This window comes from Plantactinospora solaniradicis (genome assembly GCF_042658085.1).
GTDB classification, from domain to species: Bacteria; Actinomycetota; Actinomycetes; order Mycobacteriales; family Micromonosporaceae; genus Plantactinospora; species Plantactinospora solaniradicis.
This window is the reverse complement of sequence record NZ_JBHSPR010000017.1, coordinates 107855-131659: the sequence shown is the minus strand read 5'-3', so window position 1 is coordinate 131659 and position 23805 is coordinate 107855. Positions and strand designations below refer to the sequence as shown.

Annotated in this window: 22 protein-coding genes, 2 pseudogenes and 1 riboswitch; of the genes and pseudogenes, 15 read left to right on the top strand and 9 right to left on the bottom strand. The window is 70.7% G+C overall.

All coding sequences use genetic code 11. From position 1 onward, the window contains the following. Positions 1-31: 31 nt before the first annotated feature. The 3 genes from sepH to ACFP2T_RS20265 form a co-directional block, all read right to left on the bottom strand. On the bottom strand, positions 32-1099 hold the full coding sequence (sepH, locus tag ACFP2T_RS20275; protein ID WP_377424129.1) for a septation protein SepH: 1068 nt from the start codon (positions 1097-1099) through the stop codon (positions 32-34). 189 nt (positions 1100-1288) lie between these two features. After that, positions 1289-2416, bottom strand: a complete 1128-nt coding sequence (gene serC, locus ACFP2T_RS20270; protein WP_377424126.1) for a phosphoserine transaminase — start codon at positions 2414-2416, stop codon at positions 1289-1291. A gap of 209 nt (positions 2417-2625) precedes the next feature. Next, positions 2626-3732, bottom strand: a complete 1107-nt coding sequence (locus ACFP2T_RS20265) for a citrate synthase 2 (RefSeq protein WP_377424125.1) — start codon at positions 3730-3732, stop codon at positions 2626-2628. Between the two features lie 269 nt (positions 3733-4001). Between ACFP2T_RS20265 and pdxH the strand changes: the two genes are divergently transcribed. The 6 genes and pseudogenes from pdxH (at position 4002) to ACFP2T_RS20235 (ending at position 9600) form a co-directional block, all read left to right on the top strand. Next, complete coding sequence (gene pdxH / locus ACFP2T_RS20260) at positions 4002-4658, top strand: pyridoxamine 5'-phosphate oxidase (RefSeq protein WP_377424122.1); 657 nt, start codon at positions 4002-4004, stop codon at positions 4656-4658. A 173-nt stretch (positions 4659-4831) separates the two neighbouring features. Further along, positions 4832-6067, top strand: a pseudogene (locus ACFP2T_RS20255) (MFS transporter); the annotation flags it as partial. A gap of 193 nt (positions 6068-6260) precedes the next feature. Continuing rightward, a complete protein-coding gene (locus tag ACFP2T_RS20250; protein ID WP_377424120.1) occupies positions 6261-7202 on the top strand; it encodes an aldose 1-epimerase family protein in 942 nt (313 codons plus the stop codon). Positions 7203-7217: 15 nt separating this feature from the next. After that, positions 7218-7841 carry a nitroreductase family protein gene (locus tag ACFP2T_RS20245; protein WP_377424118.1) on the top strand — a complete coding sequence of 208 codons (624 nt, stop codon included), beginning with the start codon at positions 7218-7220 and terminating at the stop codon, positions 7839-7841. A gap of 198 nt (positions 7842-8039) precedes the next feature. Further along, positions 8040-8339, top strand: a complete 300-nt coding sequence (locus tag ACFP2T_RS20240; protein WP_192765641.1) for a type II toxin-antitoxin system VapB family antitoxin — start codon at positions 8040-8042, stop codon at positions 8337-8339. Positions 8340-8451: 112 nt separating this feature from the next. Continuing rightward, entirely contained in the window at positions 8452-9600 is a 1149-nt protein-coding gene (locus ACFP2T_RS20235) for an acyl-CoA dehydrogenase family protein (protein WP_377424505.1), read from the top strand. A gap of 39 nt (positions 9601-9639) precedes the next feature. Here the strand turns inward: ACFP2T_RS20235 and ACFP2T_RS20230 are convergent, their stop codons facing one another. Continuing rightward, a complete protein-coding gene (locus ACFP2T_RS20230) occupies positions 9640-10656 on the bottom strand; it encodes an ABC transporter substrate-binding protein (protein ID WP_377424114.1) in 1017 nt (338 codons plus the stop codon). A 284-nt stretch (positions 10657-10940) separates the two neighbouring features. Between ACFP2T_RS20230 and ACFP2T_RS20225 the strand changes: the two genes are divergently transcribed. The 5 genes and pseudogenes from ACFP2T_RS20225 (at position 10941) to ACFP2T_RS20205 (ending at position 14293) form a co-directional block, all read left to right on the top strand. Then, positions 10941-12737 (top strand): glycoside hydrolase family 15 protein, encoded by a 1797-nt coding sequence (locus ACFP2T_RS20225; RefSeq protein WP_377424111.1) that lies wholly within the window; start codon positions 10941-10943, stop codon positions 12735-12737. Further along, positions 12737-12814, top strand: a pseudogene (locus ACFP2T_RS20220) (short-chain dehydrogenase); the annotation flags it as partial. The gene ACFP2T_RS20225 and the pseudogene ACFP2T_RS20220, both read left to right, overlap by 1 nt. A gap of 35 nt (positions 12815-12849) precedes the next feature. After that, positions 12850-13617, top strand: a complete 768-nt coding sequence (locus ACFP2T_RS20215; protein ID WP_377424109.1) for a DUF427 domain-containing protein — start codon at positions 12850-12852, stop codon at positions 13615-13617. Between the two features lie 11 nt (positions 13618-13628). Further along, complete coding sequence (locus ACFP2T_RS20210) at positions 13629-14042, top strand: DUF1622 domain-containing protein (protein ID WP_377424108.1); 414 nt, start codon at positions 13629-13631, stop codon at positions 14040-14042. Further along, the gene (locus tag ACFP2T_RS20205) at positions 14039-14293 is read left to right on the top strand and encodes a hypothetical protein (RefSeq protein ID WP_377424106.1); all 255 of its coding nucleotides are present in this window, start codon (positions 14039-14041) and stop codon (positions 14291-14293) included. The genes ACFP2T_RS20210 and ACFP2T_RS20205 overlap by 4 nt, the downstream gene beginning before the upstream one ends. Positions 14294-14449: 156 nt before the next feature. On the opposite strand, the gene ACFP2T_RS20200 is transcribed toward ACFP2T_RS20205, so the two are convergent. The 4 genes from ACFP2T_RS20200 to ACFP2T_RS20185 form a co-directional block, all read right to left on the bottom strand. Continuing rightward, positions 14450-15616, bottom strand: a complete 1167-nt coding sequence (locus tag ACFP2T_RS20200; RefSeq protein ID WP_377424103.1) for an endo-1,4-beta-xylanase — start codon at positions 15614-15616, stop codon at positions 14450-14452. Positions 15617-15831: 215 nt separating this feature from the next. Further along, complete coding sequence (locus tag ACFP2T_RS20195) at positions 15832-17271, bottom strand: ABC transporter substrate-binding protein (RefSeq protein ID WP_377424102.1); 1440 nt, start codon at positions 17269-17271, stop codon at positions 15832-15834. Continuing rightward, positions 17264-17767 (bottom strand): sigma-70 family RNA polymerase sigma factor, encoded by a 504-nt coding sequence (locus ACFP2T_RS20190; protein ID WP_377424100.1) that lies wholly within the window; start codon positions 17765-17767, stop codon positions 17264-17266. Before ACFP2T_RS20190 ends, ACFP2T_RS20195 begins: the two co-directional genes overlap by 8 nt. Before the next feature lie 151 nt (positions 17768-17918). Continuing rightward, positions 17919-18809, bottom strand: coding sequence for a bifunctional 5,10-methylenetetrahydrofolate dehydrogenase/5,10-methenyltetrahydrofolate cyclohydrolase (locus tag ACFP2T_RS20185; RefSeq protein WP_377424098.1), 891 nt, complete (start codon positions 18807-18809; stop codon positions 17919-17921). Between the two features lie 27 nt (positions 18810-18836). Further along, a riboswitch (ZMP/ZTP riboswitch) is annotated at positions 18837-18924 on the bottom strand. Between the two features lie 192 nt (positions 18925-19116). On the opposite strand from ACFP2T_RS20185, the gene ACFP2T_RS20180 reads away from it, so the two are divergent. Further along, entirely contained in the window at positions 19117-19941 is an 825-nt protein-coding gene (locus ACFP2T_RS20180; protein WP_377424095.1) for a DUF4230 domain-containing protein, read from the top strand. Between the two features lie 89 nt (positions 19942-20030). On the opposite strand, the gene ACFP2T_RS20175 is transcribed toward ACFP2T_RS20180, so the two are convergent. Further along, positions 20031-20240, bottom strand: coding sequence for a PspC domain-containing protein (locus ACFP2T_RS20175; RefSeq protein ID WP_377424092.1), 210 nt, complete (start codon positions 20238-20240; stop codon positions 20031-20033). Positions 20241-20513: 273 nt separating this feature from the next. Between ACFP2T_RS20175 and ACFP2T_RS20170 the strand changes: the two genes are divergently transcribed. The 3 genes from ACFP2T_RS20170 to ACFP2T_RS20160 all read left to right on the top strand — a co-directional run bounded on the left by ACFP2T_RS20170 (position 20514) and on the right by ACFP2T_RS20160 (position 23774). Beyond that, positions 20514-21884 (top strand): L-serine ammonia-lyase, encoded by a 1371-nt coding sequence (locus ACFP2T_RS20170; protein ID WP_377424090.1) that lies wholly within the window; start codon positions 20514-20516, stop codon positions 21882-21884. Positions 21885-22200: 316 nt separating this feature from the next. After that, on the top strand, positions 22201-23028 hold the full coding sequence (locus ACFP2T_RS20165) for an ABC transporter permease (RefSeq protein WP_377424089.1): 828 nt from the start codon (positions 22201-22203) through the stop codon (positions 23026-23028). Positions 23029-23039: 11 nt separating this feature from the next. Then, positions 23040-23774, top strand: a complete 735-nt coding sequence (locus ACFP2T_RS20160; protein ID WP_377424503.1) for an ABC transporter ATP-binding protein — start codon at positions 23040-23042, stop codon at positions 23772-23774. Positions 23775-23805: the final 31 nt, after the last annotated feature.

Below are 23805 nucleotides of genomic sequence, written 5' to 3'. Positions count from 1 at the left end.
AGCACGTCAGGCAGATCGGAGACGTACGGGATCAGGACCCGTCGCGGGCGGCCGGTCCACTGCCGAAGAGGACGTCGTCCCAGCTCGGCAGGCGCTTGCGCGGCTTGCCCGACGGGTCTGCCGACTCGGCCGCCGGTGCGGTGGTGCGACGCGGCCGGAGTACCGCGAGCGAGGGCACGGCCGGGACCTCCTTGGGCGCGTCGGCGTCGTCGTCGAACGCGGAACCCGGACCACCGCCGAGCAGTGCCGCGGCACCACCGGCCACCGGGCGCTGCCGGGGAGTGTCCGGAGACGCCATCGACGCGGCCGGGTCGAGCCCGCGACCGGCGGTCGAACCGAGTGGCCGGTCGAGGGAGGCGAGCAGCGCGTCGCGACCGGCCCGGATCGGGTCACGGCCGGGTCGGGCGTGCTCGCCGGCCGCCGCCGGCAGGCCGTGCCCGCCACGGCTCGGCTCCACCCGGGACGGGCCGGGCAGCGAGCGACCGCTCCGCTCCGGCGCCGGCTCCTGGCCGAGCAGCGGAGCGGGCCGCTCGGCGCAGAGGTACTGCGCCATGTCGTCGTGCGGCGTCACCGACTGGCGGGCCTTGTCGAGATCCCAGATCGCCTGGGCGGTGGCCTTGCCGGAGGGCCAGGTCGCGACGATTCGCCACGTCCCGTCGTCGCGTCGGTAGGCGTCCCAGGAGATCTTCTCGGTATCGATGCCGTGCTGGGACAGCCGACCGTCGACGATCTCGGCGAGCGGGGTCTTGTTCTCGGCGTTCCGCAGCCGGGTACGCCGGGCGTGCTGGGCGAGCATCGCCCGCTCCTGGAGCACCGGGCCCGCGTACCGCAGCACCCGGTCGACCGGCACTCCGGCGATCCGGGCCACGTCCTCGGCGGACTCGCCCGACCGGATCCGGGCCTGGATGTCCCGGGGCGACAGTGAGGGTGCCGGCTCGGTGCCGGGGCTGGCCGTGGCCAGTGGCGCGCTGCCCGGTTCGGTGTGCAGGACGGTCGCGACCCGCTCATCGATCGGCAGCGCGAGAAGACGGCCCACCTCGTCGGTGAGCACCATAGCTTGGCCGTCCTCGGAGAGGGCGACGAAGCGTACTGGCCGCATCGCGTAGCCTCCGTCCCGCCTCGCTGGCCCCACGCCACAGGTCAGACACCCGGGCGTCCTCGATACACGGTACGCCCGTCCGTCATCCGTTGGGGGGAGCCACGCCCGCATGTCGCGGGTGAGCTGCATTAATTGATCAATCGGGTCGGGTGGCCCGTCCGACCGGCCCGACCCGATTGATCAGGCGGCTCAGAGCCGGTCGACCACGTAGTCGACGCAGGCGGTCAGCGCCTCGACGTCGCTCGGCTCCACGGCCGGGAAGAGGGCGACCCGCAGCTGGTTGCGGCCCAGCTTGCGGTACGGCTCGGTGTCGACGATCCCGTTCGCACGCAGAGCCTTGGCGATCGCGGTGGCGTCGACACCATCGGCGAAGTCGACCGTGGCCACCACATTGGAGCGCAGCGCCGGGTCGGTGACGAACGGGGTCGCCACGGCGGACCGCTCGGCCCAGCCGTACACGATGGAGGCGCTCTCGGCCGTGCGCTTGGCCGCCCAGGTCAGCCCGCCCTGCGCGTTCATCCAGTCGGTCTGCTCGGCGGCCAGGAAGATGGTGGCCAGCGCCGGGGTGTTGTAGGTCTGCTCCAGCCGGGAGTTGTCGATCGCCGTGACCAGGTCGAGGAACGCCGGAATGTACCGACCCGAGGACTTGATCTCGGTGGCCCGGGCCAGCGCGGCCGGCGACATCAGCGCGATGAAGATCCCGCCGTCGGAGCCGAAGCACTTCTGCGGGGCGAAGTAGTAGACGTCGGTCTCCCGGACGTCCACCTCCAGCCCGCCGGCCCCCGAGGTCGCGTCGACCAGCAGCAGCGCGTCGTCGTCCGCACCGGCCACCCGGCGGATCGGCACCGCGACGCCGGTCGAGGTCTCGTTGTGCGGCGTGGCGTAGACGTCGACGCCGGCCTCGGCGACCAGGGACGGTGCCGTGCCCGGGTCGGACTTGCGGACGCTCGGCTGGCCGAGGAACGGGGCGTCGGAGACCGACTTGGCGAACTTGGCGCCGAACTCGCCGAAGCTGGCGAACTGGGCCCGGTCGCGGACCAGCCCGAAGGCGGCCACCTCCCAGAAGGCGGTGGTGCCGCCGTTGCCGAGCACCACTTCGTACCCCTCGGGGAGGGAGAAGAACTCGGCGATGCCCCGGCGCAGCCGGGCGACCTGGTCGCGGACGGTCTTCTGCCGGTGCGAGGTGCCGAGGTACGTCGTGGCGACGTCGGCCAGCGCGGAGACCGCCTCGGGGCGCACCTTGGACGGGCCACAGCCGAACCGGCCGTCAGCGGGTTTGATCTCGTCAGGAATCCGAATGGTCGATACGTCAGCCACGGTTACGAAGATCCTTCCGGTGGGCCGGGGGCCCTGGAGCCGAGCGGTTTATCCGGCGACGCTGCCGCCCAACCATCCTCGCACCTCCGCCGCGCGCCCCGCCCCGCGATCCCATCGTGGCGGGTGAGTCGTCGCCCACATGTCCGAGGCGTTAAGAAGGGCCCCTTCTTCTACCGAAAACGATAAGAAGGGGCCCTTCCTTACGGCTCTCAGACGTCGTGCGGGACGGCGTCCCAGCCCTCGACCTCGGCGGGCTTGCGGGGGGCGGGGCCGGTGTAGCGGGCGGCGGGCCGGACCAGTCGCTTCAGCTTCTTCTGCTCCAGGATGTGCGCGCTCCAGCCACCCATCCGGGCGCAGGTGAACATCGAGGTGAACATGTGCGCCGGTACCTCGGCGAAGTCGAGCACCACCGCGGACCAGAACTCGACGTTGGTGGCGAGTACCCGGTCGGGCTTGCGGGCGTGCAGCTCCTCCAGGGCGGCCTTCTCCAGCGCCTCGGCGATCTCGAAGCGGGGAGCACCGAGTTCCTTGGCCGTACGCCGGAGCACCCGGGCGCGCGGGTCCTCGGCCCGGTAGATCCGGTGCCCGAAGCCCATCAGCCGTTCGCCCCGGTCCAGTACGCCCTTGACGTAGCCCTCGGCGTCGCCACTGCGCTCGACCGCCTCGATCATGTGCAGCACCCGGGACGGTGCGCCGCCGTGCAGCGGGCCGGAGAGGGCGCCGATGCCGGAGGAGATGCAGGCGGCGGCGTCCGCACCGGTCGAGGCGACGATCCGGGCGGTGAAGGTGGAGGCGTTCAGGCCGTGCTCGGCGGCCGAGATGAAGTACGCGTCCACGGCTTTGACGTGCCGGGGGTCGGGTTCCCCCCGCCAGCGCTTCATGAACCGCTCGACGATGGTCTCCGCCTTGTCGATCTCCTTCTGCGGTACGGCCGGCAGGCCGAGGCCACGGGCCGACTGCGCGACGAAGGACAGCGCGGTGACCGAGACCCGGGCGAGGTCCTCGCGGGTCTGCTCGTCGGAGATGTCGAGCAACTGGGAGAGTCCCCAGTACGGGGCGAGCATCGCGACCGCGGACTGCACGTCGACCCGGATGTCGCCGGAGTGCACCGGCACCGGGAACGGTTCGGCCGGCGGTAGGCCGGGACCGAACCGGCCGTCCACGAGCAGCGCCCAGACGTTGCCGAAGGAGACCTGGCCGATCAGATCCTCGATGTCGACCCCCCGATAGCGCAGCGACCCTCCTTCCTTGTCAGGCTCGGCGATTTCGGTCTCGAAGGCGATCACGCCTTCCAGCCCCGGTTTGAAGTCGGACATCTGCGCTCCTGGATCGGTTGTCCGTGCACTCGGTGCTCATCCGGCGTGCCCGGCAAGAGCCCTTGGCGAACTCAGGGATGTATTCGTGCCATCTTGCCTGGTGGGTAACTAACTTTGCGAGAGGTCACGGTTGTGCTACACGCGACACGTCCGGGCCGGGGCCGCAGGCGGCGCTGGTCGGGCGACCGCGGGCGGCGCCAGCACCGGTGGAGCGACCCGCTCCGATGCCGGTCCGCCTGCTTTCTGTGAACGGATGAGGATGTGACGTGATGCGGGACACAGTGCCGCCGGCAGAGCTGCGCCGGGAGTACGAATCGGTGGAAGGACTCTCCCGGACCGACCTCGCGACCGACTGGTGGACCCAGTTCCACCGCTGGTTCCTGGACGCGGTCGGCGCCGGGTTGCCCGAACCGAACGCCATGGTGGTGGCCACCGCCGACGCCGACGGCAGGCCCAGCACCCGGACGGTCCTACTGAAGGGGTACGACGAGCGCGGGCTGGTCTTCTACACCAACTACGAGTCGCGCAAGGGCGCGGAGGCGCGGGCCAACCCGTACGCCAGTTTGTTGCTCCCCTGGTTTCCGATGCAGCGGCAGGTGGTGATCTGCGGCACGATCGGCCCGGTGGACCGGGCGGAGACCGAGGCGTACTTCGCCGCCAGGCCCCGGGGATCGCAGCTCGGCGCGTGGGCCAGTCCGCAGTCGGAGGTGCTTTCCGACCGGGCGGCACTCGATGCCCGGTTCCAGGTCGTCGCCGAGCGGTTCCCCGACGGGGTGCCGGTGCCCGCGCCGCCGCACTGGGGTGGCCTGCGGGTGGTGCCGGAGACGGTCGAGTTCTGGCAGGGACGGGCCAGCAGGCTGCACGATCGGCTGCGCTACCGTCGGTCCGGTGCGGAAGATTGGATCATTGAGCGGCTCGCGCCTTGACCAGTAGCGACAAGGACGCGGACCGGCTGACGGCCGGGCCGCCGGGCAGGCGTGACGCCGCCCCGGGCAAGGGTGACGCCGCGCCGGGCGGGAGGGACTCCGCCGCGTCGGCCGGGGGCTCCGGATCGGCCGCGAGCGCGGCCGCCTCCGGGGGGAGGTTCGCGCGGTGGGCGATGGACGTACGCCCGCTGCGGGTGCCGGCGTACCGGCGGCTGTGGGTCGGCAACGGCGTCTCGATGTTCGGCTTCCAGCTCACCGCCGTCGCCGTACCGGTGGAGATGTTCGCGCTGACCGACGCGTCGCTCTGGGTCGGCCTGCTGGGCATCGCCGGGTTCGTTCCGTTGGTGGTGTTCGGCCTCTGGGGCGGCGCCGTCGCGGACGCGATCGACCGTCGCCGGCTGCTGCTGGCAAGTTCCATCCTGATGTGGATGTCGACCCTCGGGCTGCTGCTCCAGGCGGTGTTCCGGGTCGGCAGCCCGGTGCTGCTGCTGGGGCTGGTCGCGGTGCAGACGACCGCGTTCGCGATCAGCTCACCGGCCCGGCAGGCGATCATCGCCCGGCTGGTACCCACCCCGCTGGTGCCGGCCGCCAACACGTTGGGCTACACCACGTCCACCGCCGGTGGGGTGCTCGGGCCACTCGCCGCGGGTCTGGTCTTCTCGGTCGGATCGGTCGAGGCGATGCTGCCGGTGGCGTACGGGGTGGACGCGGTGCTCTTCACCGTGTCGCTGTGGGCCACCTACCGGCTGCCCGCGATGCCGCCGCTGGACGACGGGACCGGCGCTCCGCGCCGCGCCGGCCTGGCCAGCGTGGTCGACGGGTTCCGTTATCTGGCCACCACGCCGGTGCTGCTGCTCTCCTTCGCCGTCGACATCATCGCGATGGTCCTGGCCATGCCCCGGACGCTCTTTCCGGAGGTGGCCGAGGAACGGTTCGGTGGCGGTGCGGCGGTCGGCTGGCTGTTCAGCGCGATCGCGATCGGATCGGTGCTGGGCGGGCTCACCTCGGGCTGGATGAGCCGGGTCCGCCGGCAGGGCGTGGCCCTGGTGGTCGCGGTGGTCGGCTGGGGGCTGGCGATCGCCGCCGCCGGCCTGGCCCGACAACTGTGGCTGGTGGTCGGGCTGCTCGCCCTGGCCGGGGCGGCCGACCTGGTGAGCGCGGTCTTCCGACAGTCGATGTTGCAGGTCTACGCGCCGGACCGGATGCGGGGTCGGTTGCAGGGCGTGAACATCATGGTGGTCGCGGGTGGGCCCCGCCTGGGTGACCTGCGGGCCGGCATGACCGCCGCCGCGTTCGGGGTCGGGTTCGCCTGGGTTGGCGGCGGCGTGGCCGCGGCGGTCCTCGCCGTGCTGCTCGTGCTCGTCTTCCCGGCTCTGCTGCGCTACCGGGCGCCGAACCCGGACGAGAGCCCGGAGGAGAAGCCGGGCTCCGGCCCGGACGCCGGACCGGCCCCGGCCTCCGCGAAGGACCCGGCCGGACCGGCCCCGGGTTCCGCGACGGAGCCGGCCGGGGCGACCGGAACGGGGTCGGTGGCCAGGGCCGGTTCGGGCGCGGCGCCCGGTCAGCCGGGCGGCGCGTCCGGGTAACGGCTATGGTCCCGGCATGGACAACGTCAAGACGGCGACCCGGCCGCTCTCTGGTGCACAGTGGACGATCTCGGCCGGTGGCCAGGAGGCCGTGGTGGTCGAGGTCGGTGGAGGGCTTCGGGCGTACCGGGCGGATGGCGTCGACTACGTCGACGGGTACGGGGAGGACGAGCTTCCGGCCGGGAGCGCCGGCCAGGTGCTGGCTCCCTGGCCGAACCGGATCCGCGACGGCCAGTACACCTTCGCCGGGCAGGCGCTGCAACTGTCGTTGACGGAGCCCGACCGGCACACCGCGATCCACGGTCTGGTCAACTGGCTGCCGTGGCGACTGGTCTCCCAGCAGCCGGACGCGGTGGTGGTGCGGTGCGAGTTGCCCGCGCAGGTCGGGTATCCGTGGCCGCTGGTGCTGGAGACCGAGTGGCGGATCGGTGCGGACGGGCTACGGGCACACCACCGGGTGACCAACGTCGGCCGCGCGGAGTGTCCGTTCGGTTTCTCGGTGCATCCGTACCTGCAACTGCCCGGGGTGGCCGTGGACGACCTGCTGCTGCGGGTGCCGGGTCGTAGCCGGTTGCTGCTGGACGGCCGGTTGTTGCCGATCGGGGCGGCGAAGGTGACCGGCGGTGAGTACGACTTCACCGAGCCGCGCCGGATCGGGGCGGCCGTCCTCGACCTCGCCTTCGGGGACCTGGACCCCGCCTTCGTCGACGAGCGGGGATCCTCCGTCACGCTGGCCAGCCCGGATTCCACCGCCGCGGTGAGCATCTGGGCCGATCCGTCCTTCGGCTGGTGGCAGGTGTTCACCGGGGACACCCTGACCGGTGACCGGCACCGGCGTTCGGTGGCGGTGGAGCCGATGACGTGCCCGCCGGACGCGTTCCGTTCCGGCCGGGACGTGATCGTGCTCGAACCGGGACAGACCTGGCAGGGCACCTGGGGCATCCGTCCCGGCGCCTGAGCCCGGAGGCACACGATGGAGTTCTCGACGGTCGTCCGGCGACGGCGGATGGTGCGCAACTACGATCCGGACCGGCCGGTCCCGGCGGAGTTGGTGGACCGGCTGCTGGACCATGCGGTTCGGGCCCCGTCCGCCGGTTTCTCGCAGGGCTGGGGCTTTCTGGTGCTGGAGGAGGCCGCGGACCGGGAGCGGTTCTGGGCGGCGGCCAGCCCGGCCGCCGGCCGCACCGACCCGGCGACCGCCGGAGCGAGCCGTTGGCTCACCGGGATGCGTCGGGCGCCGCTGATCGTGATTCCGCACGCCAACCGGTCGGTTTACCTGGACCGGTACGCCGAGCCGGACAAGGGCTGGACCGACCGTGACGAGAACCGCTGGCCGGTGCCGTACTGGTACGTCGACAGCGGGTTCGCCGCTCTGCTGATGCTGCTGACCGCGGTGGACGAGGGGTTGGGCGCCTGCTTCTTCGGGATCCCGCCGGAGCGGACCGGCTCGTTCCGTGACGCGTTCGGGGTGCCGGCCGAGTTCATGCCGATCGGGGCGCTCACCATCGGCTATCCGGCACCCGACCATCGGTCACCGTCACTGCGTCGCGGTCGTCGGCCGGTCGAACAGGTCGTGCACCGGGGCCGATGGAGCTGACATCCTGACCGGAATGGAGTCGGGTTGCCTCCGAAGGTAGTAACGAAACTGACATCCGCGGACAAACCAAGAGGTCGTCGGAGGTCGCTAGGCTGACGGGCGTCATTGGTACGGTGCGGTTGCAGGGGTGGCAGGCCGCCGGGGATAGCGAAGCAAGGGGTCAGGCCAGCACGGCCATGGGGAGGGGAGCGTGCCGTCGTGATCTTCAAAGCGGTTCGGGACGGGCGTCCCTACCCGGACCACGGGCTCACGTTGAAGCAGTGGGCAGAGATCCCGCCACGTCCGCTGCGTCTCGACCAGCTCATCACCACCAAGCGGGAACTGGCGCTGGACAAGCTGCTCGCCGAGGACTCCACCTTCTACGGCGATCTCTTTCCGCACGTCGTGCAGTGGAGCGGCGGCCTCTACCTGGAGGACGGGCTGCATCGCGCGCTCCGCGCCGCCCTGCAACAGCGAAACCAGATCCACGCCCGGGTCCTGGTGCTGCCGCCGTCCTGAGCCGACGGGCGCGCGATGATCAGCCGTTAGGGTGGCGGTCATGAGCGAGCGAAGTGCCGGCAGGAGCGAGCGGATCGCGCGAACCGGTCAGGACCGGACGGCGCCGTTGGACATGCTCGACCTCGACGGCTCGCTCACGGAGGAGGATCGGCAGATCCGCTCCGTCGTGGCCGGGCTGGTGACGACCCGGGTACGGCCGCACATCGCCCGCTGGTACGAGGTCGGCCAGGCCCCGGTCCGGGAGCTGGCGGTCGAGTTCGGCAAGGTCGGCCTGCTCGGCATGCATCTGACCGGGTACGGCTGCGCCGGTGCCTCGGCGGTCGCGTACGGGCTGGCCTGCCTCGAACTGGAGGCGGGCGACTCGGGCGTACGGTCGCTGGTGTCGGTGCAGGGATCGTTGGCCATGTACGCCATCTGGCGGTACGGCTCCGAGGAGCAGAAGCGGCACTGGCTGCCCTCGATGGCGACCGGAGAGACGATCGGCTGCTTCGGGTTGACCGAGCCGGACCACGGCTCCGATCCGGCCTCGATGGCCACCCGGGCCCGGAGGGACGGCACCGACTGGGTGCTCAGCGGCGGCAAGATGTGGATCACGAATGCTCCCGTCGCCGATGTCGCGGTGATCTGGGCCCGAACCGACGAGGGCGTACGCGGCTTCGTCGTACCCATGCGGACGCCCGGGGTGACGGCGCGGGAGATCCGGCACAAGATGTCGCTGCGCGCCTCCTCCACCGGGGAGATCGTGCTCGACGAGGTCCGGTTGCCGGCGGACGCCCTGTTGCCGACGGCGACCGGTCTGAAGGCCCCGCTCTCCTGTCTCACCGAGGCGCGGTACGGCATCGTCTGGGGTGCGCTCGGCGCGGCCCGGGACTGCCTGCACAGCGCGCTCGACTACGCCATCACCCGGGAGCAGTTCGGTCGGCCGATCGCCGGCTTCCAGCTCACCCAGGCGAAACTGGCCGACATGGCGGTCGAGTTGCAGAAGGGCTACCTGCTGGCCCTGCACCTGGGTCGGCTGGCCGACGCGGGCACGTTGCGCCCGGAGCAGGTCAGCGTCGGCAAGCTGAACAACGTCCGGGAGGCGATCGACATCGCCCGGCAGTGCCGGACCATCCTGGGCGCCAACGGCATCAGCGGCGAGTATCCGGTGCTGCGGCACGCCAACAACCTGGAGAGCGTGCTGACGTACGAGGGCACCTCGGAGATCCACCAGTTGGTGATCGGGCAGCGGTTGACCGGCCTGGCCGCGTTCGGCGGCTAGCGGCCAGCGGCGGCTAGCGGCATCGCCGACGGCAGCCGGTCAGACGACCTTCCTGGCGGAACGGACGGCGGTGGCCAGCGTCTCCAGCGCGGCGGCGCTGGCCGCGTACGAGAAGAGCGGTTCGCTGTTCCAGCCGACGATCTGGTTCGCCTTGACCGCTGGCAACTGACCCCAGGTCGGCTTGCCCGTCAGGTCCTTCGGTTGCAGCGTGGAGCTGCGGTTGTCCAGCAGCAGGATGTCGGCCGGGTACTTGCCGGCGTTCTCCCAGCTCAGGCTCTCGAAATAGCCGAGGCCGTCCACCTTGTCCGGCACGATGATGTCGAGGCCGAGCTGCTTGTAGTAGAGGATGTCCGCGTTGACGCCGGGGTTCGAGGCGTAGAAGAGGTCGGCGGCGGCCGAGCAGGCGAGCACCTTCAGGCCCGGGTTGGCCAGGACGGCCTGCCGGATGCCCTCTGCGGCCTTCTCGAACCGGGTCTTCGCCTCGGTCACCAACGCCTTGTCCAGGTCGGCACCGAGCGCGGCGGCGAGCTGGGCGTGCCGGTCGATCACCCTGTCCAGCGGTGCCCGGGAGGCCACCAGGGCGACGGTGGGCGCCAGCGGAGTGATCCTGTCCCTGCTCTCGTCCGGCACGTACCAGAGGGAGTTCTTCTCGTACTCGTGCGTGACCAGCAGCTCGGGCCTGAGCGAGACGTACTTCTCGATGTTGAACTCGCCCCAGGTGTTGCCGATCACCTCGACCTTGCCGACGTCCAGGTTGCCGGCCTGCACGTCGGGGCGGCCGTCGGCCAGCCTGGTCGGGCCGAAGACGCCGACGAGCTGGTCGGTGACGCCGAAGTCGTACAGCGCGGCGGCGGTGCCGACGAACGCGACGACCCGTCGCGGCCGGCTGGCCGTGGACGCCGTCTGGCCGCGGTCGTCGGTGAAGCTCCAGGCGCCGTCGTTGGCCGGGCGGGCGCCGGAGTCGTCCTGTCCGCACGCGCTGAGCAGGGCGCCGAGGCCGAGTACGCCGGCCGCGCCGAGCAGGTTCCGGCGGGTGAGGTGCTGGTGCTGGGGCATGGCGTGGGGCTCCTCGACTGACGCCCGGGCGAGCGTTGGCTGACGCCCGGGCGAGCGTTGGCTGACGCTCGGGCGAGTGTTGACTGATGCTCGGGCGAGTGTTGACTGATGCTCGGGCAGCGAGTGTTGACTGACCGATCGGCGCCGAGCGGCCAGGCCCCTCGACCAGAATTAGGTTAGCCTGGCCTAAGTTCTCGTTGTCAAGCCGGCCGCCGGCCAGCCGGATCCGGTGGGCACGGGCGGCACGCTGGGATTAGATCCACCGGCCAGGGGTAGCCCCTCGTGTGGGAAACGCCGCCATCGCCGACTACGGCCTGCTGGCCGACGGGCGCAGCGCGGCGTTGGTCGACCGGAAGGGCTCGATCGACTGGTGGTGCCCGGAGCGCTTCGACGCGCCCTCCGTGTTCTGCCGGTTGCTGGACTCCAGGGGCGGGCACTGGTGGATCCGGCCGACCGACGATTTCGAGGTCCGGCGCGAATACCTGTCCGACTCGCTCGTGCTGCGTACGGTCTTCACCACCGCGTACGGGGAGGCGTCGGTGACCGACGGACTCGTGCTGGAACCCGGCTCGCGGGGACACGAGATCGGCCGGCGATCCCCGGGAGTGCTGGTCCGCGTGGTGGAGGGCGGATCGGGCACGGTGGCGATGACGATGTCCTACTACCCCCGGCTCGAGTACGGCCGCCGCACCGCCTACCTCGTCCCGCAGGACGGAACAGTCGTCGCGACGGCGGGGCCGTCCAGCCTGACGATGACCGCACCGGTGCCACTGACCTGCTCCGACGGCGAGGCGGCCGCCCGGTTCACGGTCGGCCCGGGAGAGCGGAAGACGTTCGTCCTCGCGCACCGGCCGACGTACCACGACGGGCCGCCGGCCGGGCTCGACGACCGGGACCCGCTCGGCGACACCGTCGAGGGCTGGCGGTCCTGGGCGAACCTGCACACCTACCCGGGACGCTATCCGGAGCTGGTCCGGCACAACGTCCTGGTGTTGCAGGGGCTCACGTACCAGGCGAGCGGCGCGGTCGTCGCCGCGGCGACGACCTCGCTACCGGAACGGATCGGCGGGGACCGCAACTACGACTACCGGTACGCCTGGCTGCGCGACTTCAGCCTGACGCTACGGGCGCTCTGGGTCGCGGCCTGCCCGGACGAGGCGAACCGGCTGTTCGGCTGGGTGGCCTCGGCGGTCGGACAGGTCGACGGTGAGCCGGTGCCCGTCATGTTCGGGGTCGAGGGCGAGCGGGACCTGACCGAGCGACGGATCGAGACGCTGGGCGGCTACGCGGACAGCTCGCCGGTCCGGGTCGGGAACGAGGCGTGGCGGCAGCGCCAGCTCGACGTACTCGGTGAGGTGATGGACGCGGCCTGGCAGCTGCGGGACTACCTCGACCCGATGTCGCCGGAGATACGCGACCTGCTGCGTGCACTCGCCGACCAGGCGGCAACGAGTTGGCGGGATCCGGACGCCGGGATGTGGGAGTCGCGGGATGCCGACCGGCACTACCTGTCGTCCAAGGTCCTCTGCTGGACCGCCCTGGACCGGGCGATACGGTTCGGTGACCGGCTAGGGGACGCCGCGGACCTGGCCCGCTGGGCGGCGGCCCGCGACGAGGCCCGGGAGACGATCCTGCGGGACGGCTGGAACGCCGGGGTCGGCGCCTACACCGGCGCCTTCGGCTCCGACAAACTCGACGCCAGCGTCCTGCTGATGCCGATCGTCGGGTTCCTACCGGCCACCGACGAGCGGATGCGGGCCACCATCGCGCTCATCGAGGAACAGCTGTCCCACGATGGCCTGCTCCGGCGTTGGGACACCGATCCGGCGGCCTTCACGCTCTGCTCGTTCTGGCTGGTCCACTGTCTCGTCCTGACCGGCGAACGGGACCGGGCCGCCGCGCTGTTCGAACGGATCGCCGCTACCGCGAACGACCTGGGGCTGTTCGCCGAGCAGATCGATCCTGACACCGGTGAGCACCTCGGCAACTTTCCGCAGGCGTTCTCCCACATCGGACTCGTCGTCGCCGCGTGGGAACTCACCGACGCGCCCGAGGCGGCACTGACCGAAGGAGAACCCTGATGACCGGACGCCTCTCCGGCAGGACGGCGCTGATCACCGGTTCGGATTCCGGGATCGGGCAGGTCACCGCGATCGAGTCCGGCAAGGCGCCTGATCGCGACAGGAGAACTCCGTGACCGACTATCCACGCACGATCGTTCCGATCGACCACGTCGAGCCGGCGGCCCGCCGGATCCGCGCCATCCTCAACGGCCAGTGGGTGCTGGACACCACGGACGCCCGGTACGTCTGGGAGTGGCCGCACTATCCGCACTACTACATCCCGTTCACGGACGTGAACCAGGAGATGCTGGTCGACGAGCACGACGTCCAGGAGTACAGCCGGGGAACGGCCCGCCAGTACGGTCTCCGGGTCGGCGACACCTACCGGCCGGGCGTCGTCCGGGTGCACACCGAGAAGTCCGTCGAGGGACTGCCGGACATGGTGCGCTTCGAGTGGGACGCCCTCGACGCCTGGTTCGAGGAGGACGAGGAGGTCTTCGTCCATCCCCGGGATCCGTACACCCGGGTGGAGGCGTTGCGCTCGACCCGGCACGTACGGGTCGAACTCGACGGTATGGTCCTGGCCGAGACCTCGTCACCCGTGCTGGTGTTCGAGACCGGCGTGCCGGTCCGCTACTACCTCAACCGTACCGAGGTGGACCTCGGCCGGCTGATCTCCACCGACACCATCACGGCCTGCCCGTACAAGGGGAGGACCAGCAACTACTGGTCGGTCCGGACCGACGGCGCCACGCACGAGGACGTCGCCTGGGCGTACGACTTCCCCAGCCACGTGTTGCAGCCCATCGCCGGGATGGTGTGCTTCTTCAACGAGCGGACCGACCTGATCGTCGACGGCGAGCGGTTGACTCGGCCGCAGACCCGCTGGTCGAGGTAGGCCGGGCCCCGTTGCCCGAGGAGTGGCTGGGCCGCGTCGTCCAGATACTGGTCACCATCGTCGAGGCGGTGGGTGCGGCGGTGATCTTCATCGGTGCGGTCTGGACGGCCGCCCGGTTCGTGCTGACCGGGATCCGGCGCCGCTCCGCCGCCGTGTTCACCCCGATCCGGCTGTCGCTGGGTCGGTTCCTCACGCTGGGGCTGGAGTTCCAGCTCGCCGCGGACATTCTGCGTACCGCCGTGTCGCCGAGCTTCGGGCAACTCGGCCGGCTGGCCGCGATCGCCGCGATCCGGACCGCGCTCAACTACTTCCTCGGTCGGGAACTCCGTTCGGAACAGCGCCAACTCGACTCCCCGGCGGCCGATCGACAGCCCGACTCCCCGGCGGCCGATCGACAGCCCGGAGACCCGGCGGCTCGTCAATGAAACCCCTGGGCACCCTGCTCACCGCACTGGCACTGGGATCCGCGGCCGTGACACTGCTCACGACCGGCTCATGGCGGACGGCGATCCGGCTGCTGCTCGACCTGCTGACCGCCGCCGGCCTGATCCGGCTCGCCGCCGCGCAGAGCTGGATCGATCTTGCCAGCGCCGCCGTGATCGTCGCCCTCCGCCAGCTCATCTCGGCGGTCCTGCTCGGCCGGGGCGGCGATGCCGACGCCGCCAAGCCCGAGTGAGAAGGAAGGGCCCCTTCTTATCGTTTTCTGTAGAAGAAGGGCCCCTTTTTAACGCTTGTGACACGGGTGCGGCCCGCCATCGAGCAGGTGGGGCTCGACGGCGGGCCGCTGGTGGTCGGGGACGGGCATCGCCGGGTGCCCGCTCCCGACCCTTTCTCAGAAGCCGCGCCTGCTGTTCGGATCCGAGGCGACGGCGAGCACCTGCTGCAGGCCCCGGTACGCCGGCTTGGGCTGGAAGTTCTCGTCCATCGGGGTGGCCGAGCCCTGGCCCTCGAAGAAGCCGGGAACCCAGGAGTACTTGTCGCTGAAGCCCCACACGGTGAACATCACGCAGCGCGGGGTGAGCAGGCACGCCTGCAGGAGGGTGTTGAAGCTACCCACCTGTCCGGCCGTCTTCCAGTTGTCGACCGGCAGGTCGAACCGGACGTCCACCTCGGTGAACGCCGTCTGCAGGCCGAGCTTGTCGAACCGGCGCAGGTTCTCCGGCGCGTCGATCGGCAGCGGGTACTGGAGGTCCAGGTGGCCCTGGAAGCCCATGCCGTGCAGCGGGGCCCGCTGCTTGAGCAGCTGCTTGGCCAACTCGTAGTAGGCGGTGCTCTTCGGGTTGATGTTGTCGATCGCGTAGTCGTTGAGGAAGAGCTTGGCGTTCGGGTCGGCCGCGTGCGCCCAGCGCAGGGCGTCGGCGATGTAGTTCGGGCCGAGGTGCTGCCGGAAGATCGTGTCGCGCAGCACCGGGTTGTCGCCGTCGGTGAACGCCTCGTTGACCACGTCCCAGGCCCGGATCTTGCCCCGGAAGTGCTTCACCACCGTGGTGATGTGGTCTCGGACGATGGTGCGCAGCTCGGCCGGGCTGATCGAGCCGTCGGCGACACCCTCGTTGAGCCAGGCGGGCGCCTGGCTGTGCCAGAGCAGGGTGTGACCGTGCACCTTCTGGCCGTTGCGCCGGGCGAAGTCGACCAGCTCGTCGGCCGGGCCCCAGTTGTATTCACCTCGGGTCGGCTCCAGCGACTCCCACTTCATCACGTTCTCGGCGGTCACCGCGGAGAACTCCCGGGCAACGAGGGAGCGGTACTGGGGGTCGGCCTCCAGGGCGGCCATGTCGACCGCGGTGCCGATGCCCAGGCCATGCTTCCTGGCCAGGGTCCGCAGCGGCAGGTCCGTGGACTGGGCCGGGGGTACGTGGGCGACGCTGCCGCCGGTCGCCACCTTTGTGGCGGTCCCGCCGGTCACCTTCGTCGGCGCGGCGGTGGCGGTCGATGGTCCGATCGAGTAAAGGGAGCCGGCGGCCAGTACGCCGACGAGAACGATCCGAAGCTTTCTCATCCGTTCGAAACCTCCACGGGTGTGGTTCGTAGTCAGTCGCCGGAGGGACCGGCCTTGTCACGCACGGGGGGACGGGTGCGCGTGGATCTCCCCCGGAACGCGAGCCGGGCACCGTTTTGCTGCACGGCGCGCTGTCGGAGATCCGACATCTCTCGGAGGGGGTCGTAACCTTCTCGAACGGCGTCGATGGTGCTATATGGTCCATCGACAGCCTGTTAGTCGCCGGTCATCGCCGCCGCGAACTGTTCCGGGGTGAGTTCCGATCTGAACAGCCGTTGCAGGTTGGCGTTCAACCTCGTCGCGGTGGCCGGATCCAGCGCCTGATCCCAGGCCAGGCTGTACGAGGGGGCCTTCGCCACCAACTCGTGTACCGAGGTGGCGAATCCGGCGTGGTCCGTACCCCGCAGCCGGTCGGCGGCGTCGGTGACCGGGGGCACCTCGCCCTCGGCGACCAGATCGTCGAGATAGGCGTCGCCCGCGACGTCCTGGACGAACTCGATCGCGGTCTGCCGGTGTCGGCTGCCGGCGGTGACCGAGAAGTACTTGGCCGGAATCCCGACCAGGTCCGCCGGGTTCCCGGCCCCGCCGGCAACGGCCGGGAACGGCACCCAGCCCAGCCCGTCGCCGAGGACGAAGTCCGGGTTCCGGGCGAGTTGGGTGGGGTACTCCCAGGTCCCCATCAGTTGCATCGCGGCCCGACCGGTGGCGAGCAGGCGAGGTGCGCTGCCGTCGTCGTAGCCGAGCGAGGAGAAGTCGTCGCCGAACGCGCCCCGCTTCGCGAGGTCCTGCGCATCCCGCAACGCCTGTGACACCGCGGGCTTCGACCAGGCGCCCGGTCTGCCGAGCACGATGTCGGCCGTGGTGCCGGGGCCGCCGATCCGTTCGGCCAGGTACATCACGTACATCAGCTCGGCCCATCCCTGGGCACCGCCCAGCGCCAACGGGGTGATCCCGTCGGCCTTGAACGCGTCCACCAGGGATAGCAGTTCGGCGTAGCTGCGCGGCGGAGTCAGCCCGGACCGGGCGAAGACGTCCTTGTTGTAGAAGAGCACGGTCGGATGCGTTCCGCTCATCGGCAGTCCGTACTGCCGGCCGTCGACCATGCCGCCGGCCAGGGCACTGGGCAGGAACCTGCCGGCGGAGGTCGGCGGCCCGGTCAGGTCGGCCAGCCGACCGTCGCGGGCGAGTCGGGCGAGGGCGGCGCCGCCCCAGGTGACGAAGACGTCCGGGGCGTCCGGCGAGTCGACCGAGGTACGCAGCTTCTCCTTGTAGTCGTCGTTGGCGAAGGTGAGAAGTTCGACGTGGACCTCGGCCGACCTGTTGTACCGGTCGACCAGTTGCCGCAGGGCCGAGTCCTGGCTCGGTGGCGTGATGGCCCACACCCGGATCGTCGCCGTGCCGCTGTCCGCCGGTGGCGCCGGCGACAGTCCCCGGCCACGGGTCAGTTGCGCCCCGGTCAGGGTCACCGTCAGGACCAGGATCGCGACCGCCGCGCTGGCGAGCCGGCCGCGCTGCCGTCTCCGCCGGTAGCGCTCGCGGATGGTCGTGATGGCACCGGGGGCGGCCGGTGGCAGCGCGGCCTGCGCCTCCGCGAGGGTGGCGCCGACCTCCTCGGCGAGCATCCGATCGTCCACAGACCTGATCTTGTCAGCCACGTACGCTCCGAATCGCTGGCTGGGCGGTCGCCAGATGTGCCCGAAGGGCCCGTCTGGCTCTCGCGTACCGGCTGGAAACCGTGCCCGGTGGATCGCCACAGATCGCCGCGATCTCGCTGAACGTGTACCGGTAGAGCACGTGCAGCACCACGACCGTGCGTTCGGGCTTGCCGAGTTCCTGCAACGCCTGCCACAGCGCGCCGTTGGTCACCACGGCCCCGGCCGGATCGTCGGGCCGGTGGTCCACGTCGTCGCTCGGCACCTCCCGGCGCGACCGCCGCCACCGGCTCACGTTGCGGGTCACGATGACCTGCCGGGCGTACGCCTCGGGGTTGTCCCGGGCCTTGCGCCACCGCTGCCAGACCTCGACCACCGCGATCTGGGCCAGATCGTCCGCCTCGGCGGCACTACCACTGATCAGGTACGCGAACCGCCGCAGCGCGTCCAGCCGCGCCCGAGCGAACTCCTCGGCGTCGCCGAACGCAGCACGGGCCATCAAGGTCCTCCTCCGGGACGCCGGACGCCGGGCGTCGTCGACTCCAGACGCCGAGCGTCGTCAATCCGCTGCATCGAACCTATCGGCTGTGGCCCGCCACATCACCGGTGTGCACCGTCGGCCTTCCGGTCAGACCTGCACCGGCGCCCGGTCAGTAGGCTGACCGGGCGGTCAGCCGTTCGGCGAGTTCGACGGCGTTCCGGAACAGCATCGCCACCGTGGTCGGACCGACGCCGCCGACCCGGGGCGTGATCGCCCCGGCCACCTCGGCGCAGGTCTCGTCGAGGTCGGGCAGCAGCCGGCGGCCCGCGTACCGGACCCCACCGCCGATCGCGACCGTGCCGGGCCGCAGGTGTTCCGGCCGGACGATTCCGGGTACGCCCACGGCGGCGACCACGATGTCGGCACGCCGGGTGTGCCGCTCCCAGCCGGGTACGCCGCTGTGCACGAGGGTCACCGCCGCGTCGGCGGTGGGCCGCTTCTGGCTCAGCAGCAGCGAGAGTGGACGGCCGAGCGTCGTACCCCGGCCGAGCACCACCACGTCGCGGCCGGCGACCGGGATCTCGTGGAAGGCGAGCAGCGCCTCGATGCCGGCGGGGGTGCACGGCACCGGGCCGGGCTGCCCGGTGGCGAGCCGGCCCAGGTTCTCCGGGTGCAGCCCGTCGACGTCCTTGTCCGGGTCGATCGCCGAGATGGCCGCCGGGTAGTCGATCTGCGGTGGCGTCGGGTGCTGGACCAGGATGGCGTGCACCCGGGGGTCGGCGTTGTAGTCGGTGATCGCCCGGACCAGGTCCACCTGGCTGGCGGTGCCGGCCAGGTGGGTGTGCGGCGAGGCGAAGCCGAGTTCGGTGGCGCGCTGCTGCTTCATCCGGATGTATCCGGCGCTGGCGGAGTCGTCGCCGACCAGGATCGTCGCCAGGCTCGGCACGACGCCGGCCCGGCGGAGCGCGGCGGTCCGGCTGGTCACGTCCGCGAAGACCGCGTCGGCGACGGGGCCGCCGGGCAGCAGCCGGGCGGTGTGTGCGGGGTCGGGGTTGGTCACGGGGCCTCCACCGGTACGTGGGAAGAGCCCCGGCACCCAGGCGTACGGCGACGGAGTCGAGCCTGCGGCGCGCTTCCCGGTGGTGCTCCACCTTCCGCCAGTCGCGTACCGCCGTGGGCAAGCCTAACCGGCGCCGGGAGCGGGTCGTCCGGGCTGGTCTCCCGAGCCCGGCCGGTACCCGGGACCACCTCGCTGACCTGCGCGGACACGAGTCCATTTCGGGCCGGTACGCCTCGACTCGCGCCTGTCGTACCCGGGCCGTACCGTTCTATTCAGGTACTTCTGGAGACAAGGACGGTGAGGGCGGATGTCCCGAGAAGGCGATGTCAACCAGCCCACTCGTGAGTACCCCGGCTACGCGAAGGGGCGGGCAACACCCGACCCCGCCGACCCCTGGGCGGGTGGCACGACGGAGCGCACGGAGCCGTTCGACGCCGACCGGCACGACGACCGGGAAGCCTCGGCGCCGGAGCCGACCGGCGGCGGCAACCGGGGTCGGGGCCGGGGCCTGGTCCTGCTGGCCGGGATCATCGGCCTGGCGGTCGTGCTGGTGCTCGGCGTGCAGGTCAGCGGGCTCCTGCCCGACCTGCGCAACCCCTTCGCCAAGGAGGAGACCGACCGCAGCCAGCCGCCGCTGTTGAAGTCGATCCAGGACCTCAGCCGGTACGTCGCCGCGGAGGGCAACTTCGAGGTCGTCGTCGACCTGGAGAAGAACCGGAAGTACGTTCCGGAGTTCCTGCTCGGTGAGCGCACCCTGTTCGTCGGCGCGGGCACCGTCGACTCCTACGTCGACTTCGGAAAGATCGCCGAAGGGGCCGTGGTCGAGTCGGCGGACCGGAAGTCGGTGGAGATCAAGCTCCCGGCGCCACAGCTCGGGGAGATCAATCTGGACCTGGAGCGGAGTTACGTCTTCGCCGAGAAGCGCGGTGTGCTCAACCATCTCGGCGAGGTCTTCGGCAGCGACCCCAACCGGCAGCGCGAGGTCTACCTGAAGGCCGAGCAGAAGATCGCGGACTCGGCCAAGAGCAGCGGGCTGACCGAGCGGGCCCAGGAGAACACCCGCAAGATGCTGGAGGGGCTGCTCCGCTCGCTCGGCTACGAGAAGGTGACCGTCACCTACACCCAGCCGTAACAACCGACGAGGTCCTGCGGCGCCGTCCAGGCCGGCCCCGGCCTGGACGGCACTCCGTTCGGTCAGTGCCGGTACTCGGCGATGTTCGGTCAGTGCCGGTACTCGGCGACCGGCGAGGACTCCGACGGCATGATGATCCAGAGCGCCAGGTAGATGACCACCTGCGGGCCGGGCAGCAGAACGGACAGCACGAAGAGCAACCGCATCATCCCGGCGGACATGCCGAAGCGGCGGGCCAGACCGGCGCAGACACCGGCGATCATTCGGTTGTCCCGGGGGCGGGTCAGCTTGCGACTCATCGTCGTCTCCTCACTCGGCGCCGGAACTCCACCACATCGGGTTCCACGGCGGCTGTTTTCAACGGTAGGAGCGCCACGCCTGCGCGCCCTCGGTCCGGAGGTGGATCCGGACATGCGGTACCCGTAGGTAGGTACCCGGGCGGGCCACCCCGGATTCCTGCCCGTCGACTCCGGGTAGGCTCGCCGATCGGCAGCTCAGAGGCGATGCTGGGGGGAACCGGCGGAGTCGCCGGGCCGACAGCCGGCAACGACGCCGGCTCGGAAGGGATATCGATGATCAGCGCTTTCGACCTGTTCACGGTGGGAATCGGTCCGTCAAGTTCACACACCGTCGGTCCGATGCGCGCCGCCCGGACGTTCGCCGCCGGGCTCAAGGCCGATGGCCTGCTCGCCGGCACCGCCCGGGTGCACGCCGAACTCTTCGGCTCGCTCGGCGCGACCGGGCACGGACACGGAAGTGGACCGGCCGTACTGCTCGGGTTGCTGGGCGAGGCGCCGGAGACGGTCGACCCGGACCGGGTCGCCGAGACGGTGGCCGGGATCCGGGCGGCGGGCCGGCTGGCCGTACTGGGGGCGCACGCCGTCGACTTCGACCTCGACCGCGATCTCGTGCTGCACCGCCGCCGGTCGCTGCCGTTCCATCCCAACGGGATGACCTTCACCGCGTACGACCCGGCGGGTGAACCCGTGCGGAGCCGGACCTACTACTCCGTGGGCGGCGGGTTCGTGGTGGACGAGACCGCGACCGGCGCGGACCGGATCAAGCCGGACACCACCCGGGTGCGGTATCCGTTCTCGACCGGCGCCGAGCTGCTGGCTCTCACCGCGGAGACCGGGCTGTCGATCAGCGGGATCATGCTTGCGAACGAGCGGTCCTGGCGGAGCGAGGCGGAGATCCGTACCGGCCTGCTGGAGATCTGGCGGGTGATGCGGGAGTGCGTCGACCGGGGCAGCCTGCGGGACGGGACGCTGCCGGGCGGGCTGCGGGTCCGGCGCCGGGCGGCCGAGCTGCGACGCGGCCTGGAGGCGGATCCGGGAGCCACCGACCCGCTCCGGGTGATGGACTGGGTGACGCTGTTCGCGCTCGCGGTCAACGAGGAGAACGCGGCCGGCGGCCGGGTGGTCACCGCGCCGACCAACGGCGCGGCCGGGATCATTCCGGCGGTGCTGCACTACTACACCCGGTTCGTGCCGTCGGCGTCGGACGACGGCGTGGTCCGGTTCCTGCTCGCCGCGGCGGCGATCGGCGTGCTGTTCAAGGAGAACGCCTCGATCTCCGGTGCCGAGGTGGGCTGCCAGGGCGAGGTCGGTTCCGCCTGCTCGATGGCGGCGGCCGGGCTGGCCGAGGCGCTGGGCGGTACGCCGGCCCAGGTGGAGAACGCGGCGGAGATCGGCATGGAGCACAACCTGGGCCTGACCTGCGATCCGGTCGGCGGGCTGGTGCAGATCCCGTGCATCGAGCGGAACGCGGTCGCCAGCATCAAGGCGATCACGGCGACCCGGCTGGCGCTGCGGGGCGACGGTGAGCACGCGGTTTCGCTGGACAAGGTGATCAAGACGATGCGGGAGACCGGCGCCGACATGAAGGTCAAGTACAAGGAGACCGCCCGGGGCGGTCTCGCCGTCAACGTCATCGAATGCTGACCCGCACCACCCGGCTTCCTCCCGTGATCACGTAACGCCCGGCCCGCCCTGGACGCGCTCTGGCCGTGCCTGGCCAGGGCGGACTCTTCGTGATCATCGGACTCTTCATGATCGATGACGGACGGGTGTCTGGCGGATGGCGGGTCGGCGGCCGTCCGGTAGCGTTGGGCCGTCGTCGGGTTGTGGGTCGCGGCCGGAAGCCGGAGCCGGCGCTGGGTCCGGTTAGTCGCTTTTTTGGAGATTTTCCCGACTGGTACCCTATTGCGCGTCGGCGGCTGCGCCGGAGCGGCTCGACCGGAACGAGCGGGAGGCGGCTGTGACGTCTGGCGTGGTGGCGGTGTGGTCGCACCGCAACACGCTCCGGCTGCTCGTCCGGCGGGACCTGGCCGTGAAGTACCAGCAGTCGGTGCTGGGCTACCTCTGGTCGCTGATCGAGCCGCTCGGCATGGGCGCGATCTACTTCTTCGTCTTCGGACTGCTCTACAAGTCGGCCACCAACCGGCACCTCGGCGACGCCGCCGACTCGTACCCGCTGTTCCTGATCACCGGCATCTTCGCCTGGATGTGGACCAGTTCGGCGATCGGCGAGGCCACCAACGCGCTCACCGGGCAGGCCCGCCTGATCACCACGATGAACCTGCCGCGCGAGGTGTTCCCGATCGGCAGGGTCGCCGGCCGGTTCGCCGAGTACGTCGCCGGGCTGCCGATCCTGGCCGCCGTCGCGATCGTGTACGCCTCGCTCGGCAAGATCGATCTTGGTGTTTCGCTGCTCGCCCTCCCGCTCGCGGTGCTGATCCAGGCGACCCTGCTGATCGGCATCGCGCTGCTGCTCTCCTCGCTCAACGTGCTGATGCGGGACATCGAACGGCTGATGCGGCTGGTCACCCGGGTCCTCTTCTACGCCACCCCGATCATCTATCCGCTGACCCTGGTACGGGAATCCTCGATGCCCGACTGGGTCAAGATCGTGTACGAGCTCAATCCGCTGGTCGGGATCTTCCAGCTCCACCACGCGGTCTGGTACCCGGACGAGTTTCCCGACGCGCGGCTGCTCGGGGTGGCCGCCGGTGGCAGCCTGCTCGTCCTGCTTGCCGGCTGGTGGGTGTTCCGCCGGCTCGAACCCGCCGTACTCAAGGAGCTCTAGTGGGCGGGGCGATGATCGAGGCGGACAACCTGGGTATCCGATTCGTCCGGAACCGGCGGCGCAACCTGCGGCTGCGGGAGATGTTCATCCACCGGGGTGGGCGGCAGCCCGCCGCCGGGGTGTTCTGGCCGCTGCGAGGCGTCTCGTTCGCCGTCTCCTCGGGCGACACCGTCGGCATCATCGGCCGCAACGGCACCGGTAAGAGCACGCTGCTGCGCCTGATCGCCGGGGTGCTGATCCCCGACGAGGGCGAGATCCGGGTACGCGGTGCGGTGGCACCGCTGCTGGAACTCTCGGCCGGCTTCTCCAACGACCTCACCGGGCGGGAGAACGTCCACCTGGTCGGCTCGCTGCACGGACTGAGCCCGAGCTTCCTCCGGCGGCACTTCGACGAGATCATCGCCTTCGCCGGGGAGCAGATCGAGAAGGCCATCGACACTCCGGTCCGGCACTACTCGTCAGGGATGAAGGTCCGGCTGGGCTTCTCGGTGATTGCCCAACTCCAGCATCCGATCCTGCTGATGGACGAGGTGACGGCGGTCGGCGACGCCGACTTCCGGAAGAAGTGTTACGAGACCATCGACGGACTGATCGCCGAGGGGCGGACCGTGATGCTGGTCTCGCACAATGAAAACGATCTCACCCGGTTCTGTACCCGGGGACTCTACTTCGACGGAGGACGATTACGGGTGGACGGCACCATACGCGAGGCACTTGACGCATACCACGACGTGGTCAGGCCGTGATGCTGGCGATTCTGCTCACCCCGACCCGGCC

What these genes read in the sequence shown, in the direction of transcription:
- sepH (WP_377424129.1), bottom strand. Translation starts at nt 1,099, where the DNA reads ATGCGGCCAGTACGCTTCGTCGCCCTCTCCGAGGACGGCCAAGCTATG.
- ACFP2T_RS20265 (WP_377424125.1), bottom strand. Translation starts at nt 3,732, where the DNA reads ATGTCCGACTTCAAACCGGGGCTGGAAGGCGTGATCGCCTTCGAGACC.
- pdxH (WP_377424122.1), top strand. Translation starts at nt 4,002, where the DNA reads ATGCGGGACACAGTGCCGCCGGCAGAGCTGCGCCGGGAGTACGAATCG.
- ACFP2T_RS20250 (WP_377424120.1), top strand. Translation starts at nt 6,261, where the DNA reads ATGGACAACGTCAAGACGGCGACCCGGCCGCTCTCTGGTGCACAGTGG.
- ACFP2T_RS20245 (WP_377424118.1), top strand. Translation starts at nt 7,218, where the DNA reads ATGGAGTTCTCGACGGTCGTCCGGCGACGGCGGATGGTGCGCAACTAC.
- ACFP2T_RS20235 (WP_377424505.1), top strand. Translation starts at nt 8,452, where the DNA reads ATGCTCGACCTCGACGGCTCGCTCACGGAGGAGGATCGGCAGATCCGC.
- ACFP2T_RS20230 (WP_377424114.1), bottom strand. Translation starts at nt 10,656, where the DNA reads ATGCCCCAGCACCAGCACCTCACCCGCCGGAACCTGCTCGGCGCGGCC.
- ACFP2T_RS20205 (WP_377424106.1), top strand. Translation starts at nt 14,039, where the DNA reads ATGAAACCCCTGGGCACCCTGCTCACCGCACTGGCACTGGGATCCGCG.
- ACFP2T_RS20200 (WP_377424103.1), bottom strand. Translation starts at nt 15,616, where the DNA reads ATGAGAAAGCTTCGGATCGTTCTCGTCGGCGTACTGGCCGCCGGCTCC.
- ACFP2T_RS20190 (WP_377424100.1), bottom strand. Translation starts at nt 17,767, where the DNA reads ATGGCCCGTGCTGCGTTCGGCGACGCCGAGGAGTTCGCTCGGGCGCGG.
- ACFP2T_RS20180 (WP_377424095.1), top strand. Translation starts at nt 19,117, where the DNA reads ATGTCCCGAGAAGGCGATGTCAACCAGCCCACTCGTGAGTACCCCGGC.
- ACFP2T_RS20175 (WP_377424092.1), bottom strand. Translation starts at nt 20,240, where the DNA reads ATGAGTCGCAAGCTGACCCGCCCCCGGGACAACCGAATGATCGCCGGT.
- ACFP2T_RS20170 (WP_377424090.1), top strand. Translation starts at nt 20,514, where the DNA reads ATGATCAGCGCTTTCGACCTGTTCACGGTGGGAATCGGTCCGTCAAGT.
- ACFP2T_RS20160 (WP_377424503.1), top strand. Translation starts at nt 23,040, where the DNA reads ATGATCGAGGCGGACAACCTGGGTATCCGATTCGTCCGGAACCGGCGG.